The 11371-nt window shown below is 70.3% G+C and carries 10 protein-coding genes, 1 rRNA gene and 1 pseudogene; 3 read left to right on the forward strand and 9 right to left on the reverse strand.

The window, feature by feature from the left end:
* Positions 1-86 precede the first annotated feature (86 nt).
* Complete coding sequence (locus ACFWN2_RS44480; protein ID WP_382436750.1) at positions 87-851, forward strand: SDR family oxidoreductase; 765 nt, start codon at positions 87-89, stop codon at positions 849-851.
* Positions 852-894: 43 nt separating this feature from the next.
* Here ACFWN2_RS44480 and ACFWN2_RS44485 read toward each other — a convergent pair whose 3' ends face one another.
* Positions 895-1770 carry a LysR substrate-binding domain-containing protein gene (locus tag ACFWN2_RS44485; protein ID WP_382436757.1) on the reverse strand — a complete coding sequence of 292 codons (876 nt, stop codon included), beginning with the start codon at positions 1768-1770 and terminating at the stop codon, positions 895-897.
* A 38-nt stretch (positions 1771-1808) separates the two neighbouring features.
* Here ACFWN2_RS44485 and ACFWN2_RS44490 point away from each other — a divergent pair, with 38 nt between their 5' ends.
* Positions 1809-2834 carry an EamA family transporter gene (locus ACFWN2_RS44490; protein ID WP_382436758.1) on the forward strand — a complete coding sequence of 342 codons (1026 nt, stop codon included), beginning with the start codon at positions 1809-1811 and terminating at the stop codon, positions 2832-2834.
* Here ACFWN2_RS44490 and ACFWN2_RS44495 read toward each other — a convergent pair.
* The 5 genes and pseudogenes from ACFWN2_RS44495 to ACFWN2_RS44515 form a co-directional block, all read right to left on the reverse strand.
* Positions 2833-3183, reverse strand: a pseudogene (locus ACFWN2_RS44495) (GNAT family N-acetyltransferase); the annotation flags it as partial. The gene ACFWN2_RS44490 and the pseudogene ACFWN2_RS44495 overlap by 2 nt on opposite strands.
* Before the next feature lie 17 nt (positions 3184-3200).
* Positions 3201-3650 (reverse strand): hypothetical protein, encoded by a 450-nt coding sequence (locus ACFWN2_RS44500; protein ID WP_382436751.1) that lies wholly within the window; start codon positions 3648-3650, stop codon positions 3201-3203.
* The gene (locus ACFWN2_RS44505; protein WP_382436759.1) at positions 3650-4153 is read right to left on the reverse strand and encodes a SigE family RNA polymerase sigma factor; all 504 of its coding nucleotides are present in this window, start codon (positions 4151-4153) and stop codon (positions 3650-3652) included. Before ACFWN2_RS44505 ends, ACFWN2_RS44500 begins: the two co-directional genes overlap by 1 nt.
* Positions 4154-4163: 10 nt before the next feature.
* On the reverse strand, positions 4164-4544 hold the full coding sequence (locus ACFWN2_RS44510; RefSeq protein ID WP_382436752.1) for a hypothetical protein: 381 nt from the start codon (positions 4542-4544) through the stop codon (positions 4164-4166).
* Between the two features lie 31 nt (positions 4545-4575).
* Positions 4576-5256 (reverse strand): acVLRF1 family peptidyl-tRNA hydrolase, encoded by a 681-nt coding sequence (locus ACFWN2_RS44515; protein WP_382436753.1) that lies wholly within the window; start codon positions 5254-5256, stop codon positions 4576-4578.
* Positions 5257-5598: 342 nt separating this feature from the next.
* Here ACFWN2_RS44515 and ACFWN2_RS44520 point away from each other — a divergent pair, with 342 nt between their 5' ends.
* The gene (locus ACFWN2_RS44520) at positions 5599-6501 is read left to right on the forward strand and encodes a helix-turn-helix transcriptional regulator (protein WP_245822512.1); all 903 of its coding nucleotides are present in this window, start codon (positions 5599-5601) and stop codon (positions 6499-6501) included.
* A 179-nt stretch (positions 6502-6680) separates the two neighbouring features.
* Here the strand turns inward: ACFWN2_RS44520 and ACFWN2_RS44525 are convergent, their stop codons facing one another.
* From ACFWN2_RS44525 to rrf, 3 genes are all read right to left on the reverse strand, one after another.
* Positions 6681-9473 carry a S8 family serine peptidase gene (locus ACFWN2_RS44525; protein WP_382436754.1) on the reverse strand — a complete coding sequence of 931 codons (2793 nt, stop codon included), beginning with the start codon at positions 9471-9473 and terminating at the stop codon, positions 6681-6683.
* 146 nt (positions 9474-9619) lie between these two features.
* Complete coding sequence (locus tag ACFWN2_RS44530) at positions 9620-11161, reverse strand: deoxyguanosinetriphosphate triphosphohydrolase family protein (RefSeq protein WP_382436755.1); 1542 nt, start codon at positions 11159-11161, stop codon at positions 9620-9622.
* A gap of 117 nt (positions 11162-11278) precedes the next feature.
* Positions 11279-11371, reverse strand: a 5S ribosomal RNA gene (gene rrf / locus ACFWN2_RS44535); the annotation flags it as partial.

The following is an 11371-nucleotide window of genomic DNA, read 5'->3' on the forward strand; positions in this document are numbered from 1 at the left end:
CTACTCCAGGAGGATCACGGGAACCATTCTACGGGATCACGACCATCGAATTTCCCGGGTGTGGCCGGACGCATAGATTGCGCGGCATGAGCGAAGACTTCTCGGGCAGGGCCGCCCTGGTCACCGGCGCGTCGCGCGGCATCGGCTACGGCATCGCACGCGAGCTCCTGTCCCGCGGCGCGTCCGTCACGATCACGGGCCGCAAGGCCGACCAGCTCACCGAGGCGGCGAAGCAGTTGGAGGCCGACACGGGCGGTCGCGTGCTCCCGATCCAGGGCAACGCCGGCGACGACGCGTCCCGCGAGGAGGTCGTGGCGCGCACGGTCGAGGAGTTCGGCAGCCTCGACGTCCTCGTGAACAACACGGGCATCAACCCGCAGTACGGGTTTTTGATGGACGCGGACCTGAACGCCGTGCGGAAGATCTTCGACGTCAACGTGGTGGCGACGCTCGGGTTCATCCAGCTCGCGTGGAAGGCGTGGATGGGCGAGCACGGCGGCGCGGTGGTGAACGTGGCGTCCATCGGCGGCATCCGGTCCACGGGCGTGATCGGCGCGTACGGCGCGTCCAAGGCGGCGTTGATCCGCCTGACCGAGGAACTGGCGTGGCAGCTCGGCCCGAAGGTGCGCGTGAACGCCGTCGCGCCGGCCGTGGTGAAGACGAAGTTCGCGGAGGCCCTGTACGTCGGCCGCGAGGAGGAGGCGGCGCAGCAGTACCCGATGAAGCGCCTCGGCACGCCCGAGGACGTCGCCTCTCTCGTGGCGTTCCTCTGCTCGGACGGCGCTTCGTGGATCACGGGTGAGACGGTGCGGGTGGACGGCGGCCTGCTGTCGACCGGCACGGCGGGTTAGGCCCTGTCCTGCGAGTTCGTTCGGCGAGAGCGCAGGACAGGGACTAGTCCGGCTCCACACCCAGGACGTCGAGGAACGCGGCCGCGGCCGGGGTCAGCCCGGCCGCGCTCCACACCAGGTGCTCGACGCGCGCGGGCCCGTCCACGATCGGCACGGTCACGACGCCGCTGAGCCGCGGCGCGTACTGCGACGGCAGCACGGCCGCCGCGAGCCCCTCCACGATCAGCCCGGCCATCAGCTCCGCGGTGCTCACCTCGAACGCCACCTCGCGCCGCAGCCCTGCCCTGTCGAAGGCCTGGTCGGACTGCACCCGCCCCGGCGACCCGGCCGGGAAGTCGGCGAACATCTCCCCCGCCAGCGCCTCCAGCGTCACCTCGGACCGCCGGGCGAGCGCGTGATCCGGTGCCAGCACGGCCACGTGCTCGTCGTGCGCCAGCTCCCGGCCCCGCACGCCTTCCGGTTTCACGCCGAGCGGCAGCCCGAGGAACGCGAGGTCGAGCCCGCCTTCGCGCACCTGCTTCACCATGTCGAGGCTCGACAGCATCCTCAACGCGACCCTGACCTGTGGATACCGTTCGCGGAACACCTTCAGCGCCGCAGGCAGGTCGACGGCCGCGACGGTCGGGATCACGCCGACCACGACCCGTCCGCGCACCTCCCCCACCGCGGCGGCGACCTCGGCGGCGGCGCGTTCGGCGAAGTCGAGGCACTGCCGCGCGGACGGCAGGAACGCCTCTCCGGCGGGTGTCAGCCGGACGCTGCGGCTGGTGCGGTCGAACAGCCGCGCGCCCAGCGACCGTTCGAGGCGCGCGATCTGGTGGCTCAACGCCGACTGCACGACCAGGCACTGCCGCGCCGCCTTCGTGAAACTGCCGGTCTCGGCGACCGCGACCACGTAGCGCATCTGCTGGAGCTCCACTCCACCCATCTTGAATCACGATGGATCGGATGAAAAGCATGTGTTGGACTCATCGATCGCGCCGCCGAACACTGGAGGACGTGAGAAACGGCGACCTCTCCCGCACCGCGCTCGCGGCCTTCGCCCCGGTGGTCTGGGGCTCGACCTACGTGGTCACGACCGAACTGCTGCCGGTGGGCCACCCGCTGTTCGCGGGACTGGTCCGCGCGCTGCCGGCGGGCCTGATCGCGCTGGCGCTCACCCGGACGCTGCCGAAGGGCACCTGGTGGGCGAAGGCGGCCGCGCTGGGCGTGCTCAACATCGGCCTGTTCTTCCCGTTCTTGTTCGTCGCCGCCGAACGCCTGCCGGGTGGCGTCGCGGCCACCCTGGGCGCCGCACAGCCGCTCGTGGTGGCGTTGCTGGCCGTCGGGGTGCTCAAGGAGAGCCCGTCCGCGTGGCGGCTCGCCTGGGGCGTGGTCGGGGTGCTGGGCGTCGGCCTGGTGGTGCTCGGACCGGCGGCGGGCTTCGACCTCGTCGGCGTGCTGGCGGGGCTGGGCGGCGCGGCGACGATGGCGCTCGGCGTGACGCTCACGAAGAAGTGGGGCAGGCCAGCGGGAGCGAGCCCGACGGCGTTCGCGGGCTGGCAGCTCACGGCGGGCGGGGTGTTCCTCGTCCCCGTGACGTTCCTGGTCGAGGGCGCGCCGCCCGCCATCGGCGTCACCGCGCTGCTCGGCTACCTGTGGCTCGGCGGTGTCGGCGGCCTGCTCGCCTACGTCCTGTGGTTCCGCGCGATCACGACGCTGCCGGTCGCGTCCGTGTCGATGCTCGGCCTGCTGTCACCGATGGTCGCCGCGCTGCTCGGCGTCGTGGTGCTCGGTCAGACGCTGGACCTCATCCAGCTCACCGGCTTCGCCCTCGCGCTCGCCGCGATCCTGGCGAGCCAGCGGCCCTCCCCGCTCACGGTCGCGAACCGAGCTCCAGCCGCAGGACGATCTCGCCGTCCTCGTCGGTCTCCCCCGTCGGCACGAACCCGTACCCGCGGTAGAACGGCTCGGGCGACCCCACACCCGGCACGCAGCTGGTGAGCAGCTCGGTCGCCCCGTCCGCCCGCAGCAGGGCCACGACCTCGTCCAAAACCGCCCTGCCGAACCCGCGCCCCTGGTGGCCGGCGTCGACGAGCAGCCGCCACAGGAAGTACGGCCCGAGCAGACCCGGTCCGGGCACGAGGTCCCAGCACAGCATGACGAACCCGACCGGGGTGTCACCGTCGTAGACCGCGCGGAACCACGGTCGCGCCTCGGGGTTCTCCTCAGCGTCCCGGAACGACTTCTCGACGGACGCCACGAACCGCTCCTGCGCCGGGTGCACGCGCAGGGCGACCACGGCGTCGCGGTTGGCGTCGGTGATCTCGACCAGGCGGATCTGAGCGCTCATGACCCGGATTGTGCCGGTCAGCGGGAGGTCGAGGGCGACACCGGCGGTGACGTGGACGCCAGCGGGGCGTTCGTGGCGCCCGCGGACGTCGCGACGGGCTCGCTGGAGGGCGGCGTCTCGGGTGGCACGAGCTTGGTCGACTGCGGAGTGGTGTGCGCCGGAGCCGACGTCTGCGGCGTCGGGGCGACAGGCGAGGGCGGTGTGGTGCTCGGCAGCGGCGACGTCGTGGTGGTCGGCGACGGCACCGGCGTCGCGGGCTCCACAGGGGCCGCGGCCGGCAGCACGGCGAGCGCCACCGCCACGACACCCACTGTCGCCAGCCCGCTGCCGACGACCGCGATGGTGCGCCGCCGGGTCCGCACCTTCTCGCCGCGGTGGATCAGGTCGGCCGCCGTGACGGCACGCGGCGGCGCCTCTTCCTGGTGCAGAGCGGAGAAAGTCGCCCTCAGGTCGTCCTCGCGAACCATCACACCTCCAGCCTCAGATGATCGAACTCCGGACCCAGCCTGCGCCGCAACGACTCCAGGCCCTTGCTGCTCTGCGACTTCACCGTGCCCGTCGAGCACTTCAGCGCCGCCGCCGTGTCCTCGACGCTCAGATCGTGCCAAAAGCGCAGCACGAGGACGGCGCGCTGCCGTGCGGGAACGGCCGTGAGCGCCTCCCACACCACGAGCCTGTCCTCCGTCCCGGGGACGGAGGACAGGCCCTCTGGGGGTGCGTCGGTCAGCTTCTCCCTGCGCCACCGCACCTTGCGGCGTTCGGCGAGGAACGTCCGCACGACGATCTGACGCAGGTACGGCTCCAACCCCGACCGGTCCGCGAGCTTCGGACCTGCCAGGTACAGCTTCAAGAACGCCGACTGCATGACGTCCTCCGCCTCGTGCCAGCTGCCGCACAGCAGGAACGCCGTGAAGCGCATCGAGTCGGCGCACCGGTCGAAGCAGTCGGTGAACTCAGCCTCCCAGTTCAGCGGTGGCTCCTCACCTGGCCGGCGTCGTGGCGACCGGCGACGTCGACGGGGGCTGCGCGGGAGTGGTCGCGATCGGTGGCTTCACAGCGGGAGTGGTCGCGACCGGCGCGGAGACCGCGGGTGAGGTCTCGATCGGGTAGCTGGCCGGAGGCGTCGTCGCGATCGGCGACGTCGACGGGACCGGCGCCACCGTCACGGGCGGCGTGGTCGCCGCCGGAGTGGTCGACGGCACCGGGTTCGGCGGCGTGGTCTGGATCGAGGTGGGCGGCTGCGGAGCCGAGGTCGTGGGCTGGGGCGCGGTCGTGCCGCCGCTCAGCGCGAGGGCGGGCACCGCGATGCCGACGGCACCCAGCGCGACCGCTCCGGCCACGATCACCATTCGTTTGCGCACTTGCAGCTCCAGCAGGTCAGTGGCGCCAGGATCAGGCACCCTCACCCGTATCCATGCGGCCGGGCCCGCGTCCGGTTGCCCGTGTGTCCTGGATCACGATCTCGACGCATCGGGCCCGTTCAGCGGCCTCGTCGAGCACCGAACGCCGCGGTTCGGGCACGTCCAGGACGCGGTCCTCGGCCATCGAGAAGACGCCCGAGAGCCTGCGGTCGTTGCGCAGGACGTCGAGCGCCTGCCAGTCGCCGCCGAGCACCACGCCGTCGAGTTCGGCGAGCCGAGGGACGAGCACCCTGGCGACGTCGTCCGCGGCGGCCTGGAGCGCGACCCTGGCCTGCCCCTCACGACGCCGGGCGAACCGCTGCTGCGACCAGCCGCCCGCGCGGATGCGGCCGTGGACCTGCTTGCGGTCCGTGGTGGACACCTCGACCTTGCCGCCGAACGCCACCCCGACGCTGTGACCACCGAGCCGCACGAGGACCAGTCCGACCCTCCGCGGCTCTGCCAACCTCTCGACCACCTCTGTCACAGAGGTACCGCCGCGCGTGGCGAAAGAAGCCGTCGCGCCGTCCTGCGCGGAGACGACGACCTGGCTCTCTGTGACGTGGATCTCGACGACACCGTGCCGGTCGGCGAACCGGCCGATCCAGCCCTCGACCCGCTCCGGTTCGACCTCGACCGCCCGCCCACCGGGAACCTGCCGGACCCGACTCATGCGGCTTCCCACATGCCGGGAACAGCGCCCTGGATGTTCGGAACGCCCGACTTGGTCACCGTGCACACACTAGAACCATCTAGACACGGGCGGTGAACGCACGAAGAAGTTACCGATGGGTTCGCTGCGCTTGACAGATGAGTCTCGAAAGCGTGAACTCATCAACCGTATGGATTAACCATTGACTCCATCCGGCTCCGACCAGCGATGTTCACGGGCGGGTAGGGTCACTGGGGCGTGATCTTATGACAGCGGGGAGTCACCATGACGACTGCTGCCGGTCGACCAACACTGACCGTCGAGGACACTGACTCGACGGGTCACGGCAGCCTTACGCAGCTCTTGACGACGGGACCGTTCCCGGAGGCGTTGAGGGCGGCGATCAAGGCGAGCCGACTCAGTCTCGACCGCATCCAGCACCGGTTGGCACTGCGTGGCGTGACCATCAGCGTCGCGACGCTCAGCTACTGGCAGTCAGGACGGCGAAGGCCTGAACGACCTGAGTCACTGGAGGCGCTGCGGCACCTCGAGTCGGTCTTGGGCGTGCCTCAGTCGGGCCTGTCGGCGCTGCTCGGACCACCTCGTCCGCGAGGCCGCCGCTGCCGCCCGACGACGATGATGCCGATCGACGCCCTCTGGGCGCGTCGCGAGCGGGTCGCGAACCTGCTCTCGAAGGTCGACACGTCGTCCGACCTGAAGCTCGGCCGGATCAGCCAGCACGACCGCATCGAGATCTCTGCCGACGGCGGGCAGAAATCAGTGTGGGTGCGGCAGATCCTGCGCGCGGAACAGGACGGCCCCGACCGGTGGGCGCTCGTGTTCGAGACCGAGGAGAGCGACGTGCTCCCCGAGATCACGAACGTGCGCAACTGCCACCTGGGCCGCATCGCCCGCGACCACGAGGCCAACATCATGGTCGCGGAGATGATGTTCGAACGTCCCCTGACCAGGGGCGAGACCCTCATCATGGAATACCAGCTGGTGTTCCCGGAGGGCCACGCCCCCAAGGGCAACAACACGTTCGCGCGCAAGTTCCGCCTCCCGGTCCGCGAGTACGTCATCGAGGTCCGCTTCGACGAGACGAACCTGCCGTCACGCGTGCAGCAGTACAGCGTGCCCGCGGGCGACGAGACGCCTTCGCGGCGCCGCAACCTCACCCTGGACTCGGGCGGCGGCGTGCACGCCGTGGCACTCGGGTTCGGTCCGGGTGTGTTCGGCATCCGCTGGGAGTGGCCGAACCGCTAGGCATCGCTGCAACAGACGTGTGAGGGGCGCTTCCCGGCTTCGGGAGGCGCCCCTTTCGCTGTCCGCAGGCAAGGCGACCACCCCGGTGGAACCCTGCCACCAGCCCGCACAAGCCGACCCGCCCCAACGAGAAAGGCCCCCGGTCGACAACCGGGGGCCTTCCGCACAAACTCAGCTCATCACACCCAGCCGGCCACCTGCAGCGTCACCGAGCGCAGCGAACCGCGGTCGGTGCCCACCACGTCGGCAACCTTGAACACCCAGGTGCCATCAGCCGGGTCAGCCGTCAGCGCGGACAGCGCCGACCCCGCCTTCCAGGACCCGGTGAACGGCGCCTGAGCACTCGTCACACCCGAGAACGGCAGCGTGGCGTCGTCGGTGAACACGGCCTGGCAGATGTTGTTGCCAGTCCCACCGGCCCGCGAGAACAGCGTCACGGACTTGCCCGACGGCGAGGTGAGCGTGCCCACCAGGTCACCGACGAACGTGTGGTCGATGCCGACCGTCGTCGAACCCTCGGTGGCCGAGCACGCGGAACCGTCCACGGAGAACTTCAGGTTCGACGCCGCGCCGACACCGGTCACCGGCAGCGAGACCGACACGCCGGTCTGGTCGTTGTCCGGGATGGCGATCGGCGCGCCGGTGTACGCGAAGGTCTTGAACTCGCGCGACGGCTCACCCACGCGGAGCGTGAACGAGGTGGTGCCCGGCGACGTCGCGCCCGAGTAGGTCACTCGTGCGTCGAGCTTGACCGCCGAACCGAGTCCGGCCGAAGCCGGCACGGTCACCTTGTAGGTGTTGCTGACGGTCTGGCCCGGGTCGATGTTGCCGTAGTACTTGGAGCGCGGCGCGATGGTCACGCCGGCGGACGTCGTCGACAGCACGACCGAGGTCGACGCGGCCGAGCCGTCACCGTTGTTGGCCACCGGCACCGTCACCGTGGAGGTGGTGCCCGGCTTGAGGAAAGCGCTTCCGTCGGCGTCGTTGACGACCGTCGGCTTCTGCGCGCGGGCAAGTGCCTGCGGCGACGCGCCCGTGTAGGCGAGGGCGCGGTCGGCCATGACGATGCCGGCGCCGGTGCGGTTGTCCACACCGGACTCGACGATGTCGATCGCCGTGGCGGTCAGGGCTTCCTTGACCTCGGCGGGCGTCAGCGTCGGGTTGCCGGACAGGATCAGGCCGGCGATCGCGGCGGCGTTCGGGGCCGAGGCGGACGTGCCGAAGAACGGCGCGAAGCCCGGCACCGACGTGGTCACGCCGTCGGCCGCGGTGATGTCCGGCTTCTGCCGGGTCTCGGCGAGCGGGGTGCCGTCCGGCGCGAAGAACGTCTTGCGCGGGCCGTCGGAGGTGAAGCGCTCCGGCTTCTGCGCGCTGGTGAAGGCGCCGGGGTACGGGCCGCTCGGGTTGGCCGGGTCGCCGGGCTCCAGGTCGAACGGCAGCGCGCCCGCGGCGGGTGCGGCCGCGACCGAGATCGCGCCCTTGGCGGCCGAGTGGCCACGGGTGGTGCCGGGGGTGACGTACTTCTTCAGGCCGTCGTTGGTGTCGGCGAAACGGCCGCCGAACAGCGACAGCGCGAAGTACTTGTCGTCACCGCGGTACCGGACGACCGCGAGGCGCGTGCCCGTCGAGCTCGACGGGGTGTTGATGCGCTCGTACGGGTCCTGGGCGCCGTCCTGGTTGTTCTGGCTGAAGGTGACAACGTTGCCCTGGGCGTTGACCAGGTACAGGTCGTAGTCGTTGGCCGACTGCCCCAGCGGGTCGGCCCAGTGCAGCACCACGGGGGTGTCACCGGAGAAGTTCGACAGCGGGTTGAACAGCTGCTTCTGGTTCGGGTCCGGGTTGAAGTCGTGCGCGCTGCCGGCGAACTTGCCGACGCCCACGCCCGAGTCGACGAACTGGCCCTCGTAGTGGCCGGAGGTGCCGTCCGCGACGTTGCCCTGGTTGCCCGCGCTGGAGAAGAACAGCGCGCCATCGGCGACGACCGCGTCCACGGCACGCGCGATGATGCCGTCCTGGAACGGCGACTCGTTGAAGTAGATGACGTCGTCGACGATGACGTCGCAGCCGAGGTCGAAGCGCAGCTTCTTGATGTTGTCCGCGAAGCTCGCGTCGCCGTTGAACGCCGTGGCGAAGCCGAGTTCGGCGTTCGGCGCGATGTCGTGCAGGATCTCGAGCATCGCGGTGCCCTCGTCACCGGAGCCCGCCTGACCCGTCAGCACGTCGACGGCCGGCAGCTCACCCGAGGCCTGCGACACGGCCAGCGAGCTCACGCCGTCCGACAGCGCGCAGAGCTTCGTGCCGACACCGGTCACGCGGAACGACCCGCGCGCGGCCTCGGCGTTGTGCGCCTTGTCGCTCTCGGCGACCTTGGCGGCCTGGACGGAGAGCGTCTTCTCCGACAGGCGGCGCTCGATGTCCGCGGCCTTGTCCTCTTTGGACGGAGCCTGCTTGCGGGCCTTGGTGTCCCGCTTGTTCTTGACGTCCTGCGTCATCGCGTCACTGCCGGGCTCGACGCGGGCGACGTCGGAGCGGCCGGCGATCTCGGCGATCTTCGCGACCGGGACCTCGGCGCGCACGGTGCGGTGCTCGGAGGACACGGCCCGGATCTGTCCGCCCGCGGCGCGGACAGCGTTGACCAGGTCCTCGGAGTACTGCTTGGCGCGGATGTCCACGAGCGTCGTGGCCTTCGGCGTCACGGCGACGCCGGTCTGCACCTGCGGAAGAGCGCTGGTCGTGGCGGCCGAGACGCGCTTGCGCGCCTCCACGACGAGTGCACTGTCCACTTTGGACTCAGCAGGGGTGAGCGACTTCTTGATGCTCTGCAGCGCGGCGATCTGCGCTGCGGCACGGTCGTTGATGGTCTTGGACGCCTTGCCCGGATCCGCGGACGCCGGCGTGACGGCGGTGAGCGCGGCCAGAAGAACTGCGGTACCTGCGGTGACTAACGTCGTGCCTCTTCGAGATCGGCGCACAGGGTTTCTCCCCCGAACGTTGGCGTGCCCCCGAGCACGCGGCCTGCGACCGGAGATTCCCGGTCGAGGCGCCAACGTATGGTGCTTGCCTGATCACAGTCAGCATCCGATTGGGCTACTTCTCACTTAGCAGACACAATCACACTTCACAGAACAAAAGCGTCAGTCCACAACTGACCGGTTCGCCCGGAAAGTGCTTCCAGCAGAGCGGCCGCCTGGTTGTCGGTGAGGGACGCGACGAAGTCGACGACGGCCCGTCCGCGCGCCAGTCCCCTGACCACGTCGGGACCGATGTGCGGGTCACCGGCCGCACCGACCAATGTGGACGGCTCCGTCCGGGCGAGCGCCGCGTACTCCGTTTCGGCCAGCTCCACGAGGTCGTGCAGCCTGCGCGGCAACCGATCCGCCTCCGCGCGGTCGGTCACCCACTGCTCCAAAGCGTCCACCAGCGAGCCGAGCAGCCGCGCCTGTCCACGTTGGTGCAACGCCAGATCCGGGCGCAGCAACACGAAACGGCGGTGGACGAACTTCAACACCTGCACCTCGTGCCACTGCTGGACCGCCAGCACCACGTGACCGGACCGCGGCGTCGGCTCCTCGATCACACCGACCGCGTCGACGAGCCTGCGCGTCCACCGAGCACTGAACCCGGCCACCGCCTGCTCGGCTTCGACGGACCCGTCGAACGGCACGGCCAGCAGCCCGTCCACGAGCTCCTTGCTGACCTTCCTCACGGCCAGGGCGAACGCCTCGTCGCTCATCACCCAGGAGTCCTTGAGGTGCATGCGCCGGCGCAGGGTTTCCAGCGACCGTCCCGGCATGCGGATCTCGGCGCTCAGCTCGGCGTCGGTCAGCCCGGCGAGATCGAGCGCCTGCGCCTGCCACGTCCCGAGCTCAGCGGCGACCGTCGCGTGCTGCAGCACGCCAACCCGGTGGAAGTCCTCCAGGTCGTGGATCGCGTACGCGATGTCGTCCGCGGTGTCCATGACGCTCGCCTCGACGGTCTGCTGCCACGACTCGATGCGCCCCTCGAACGGCTCGCGCGCCTGCCGCAGGTCGTTGATCTCCGTGACGTACGCGGAGAACTTCGAGCTGCCGGTGCCCGGCATGTCGTCGGGCTCGGACGCGCCACGGGGCGCCACCTCAAGCCCGAGAGGCTGGTGGCGGGTCCACGGGTACTTCAGCATCGCCGCGCGCACCGCGACGGTCAGGTCGAGGCCGAGTGCCTTGGGACCGCGGACGTCCGTGGTCGTGATGATGCGGAACGACTGCGCGTTGCCCTCGAACCCGTCGGGCAGCCCGAACCGGTGGCGGGCCAGCCTGTCGAGCACCTGCTCGCCCAGATGACCGAACGGCGGGTGGCCGAGGTCGTGGGCAAGGGCGGCGGCCTCCACGACGTCGGGGTCGCAGCCACCGAGCTTCTCCAGCACCGCGGTGAGCTCGGGGCGGGTGGTCAGTCGTTCGGCGATGGCGCGGGCCGCCTGCGCGACCTTGAGGCTGTGGGTGAGGCGGTTGTGCACGAGCAGGCCGGAGCCGGTGGAGCTGACGACCTGGGTGACTCCGCCGAGCCTCGCGAAGAACGGGGAGCTCGCCACGCGGTCGCGGTCGACCCGGAACGGGTTCGTCGCGAGGTCGGCGGTCCTGCCGACGCCGGCGGACCGACGGGCGGCGCGTTGCTCGTTGTGCATGGGAGAGAAGGTACCGGGACGGGCGGCGATCAGGCTTGTGACACCGATCGTGCCCGCAAAGCAAAAAGCCCCGAGGGGAACGCTCATGGCGCTCGACCCTCGGGGCTTTTGAAGAAAGTTCGGCGGCGACCTACTCTCCCACACCGTAACCAGTGCAGTACCATCGGCGCAGAAGGGCTTAACTACCGGGTTCGGAATGGGACCGGGTGT

Source organism: Lentzea sp. NPDC058436, from assembly GCF_042721515.1.
Lineage (GTDB): Bacteria > Actinomycetota > Actinomycetes > Mycobacteriales > Pseudonocardiaceae > Lentzea.

What these genes read in the sequence shown, in the direction of transcription:
- ACFWN2_RS44480 (WP_382436750.1), top strand. Translation starts at nt 87, where the DNA reads ATGAGCGAAGACTTCTCGGGCAGGGCCGCCCTGGTCACCGGCGCGTCG.
- ACFWN2_RS44490 (WP_382436758.1), top strand. Translation starts at nt 1,809, where the DNA reads ATGTGTTGGACTCATCGATCGCGCCGCCGAACACTGGAGGACGTGAGA.
- ACFWN2_RS44500 (WP_382436751.1), bottom strand. Translation starts at nt 3,650, where the DNA reads ATGGTTCGCGAGGACGACCTGAGGGCGACTTTCTCCGCTCTGCACCAG.
- ACFWN2_RS44515 (WP_382436753.1), bottom strand. Translation starts at nt 5,256, where the DNA reads ATGAGTCGGGTCCGGCAGGTTCCCGGTGGGCGGGCGGTCGAGGTCGAA.
- ACFWN2_RS44530 (WP_382436755.1), bottom strand. Translation starts at nt 11,161, where the DNA reads ATGCACAACGAGCAACGCGCCGCCCGTCGGTCCGCCGGCGTCGGCAGG.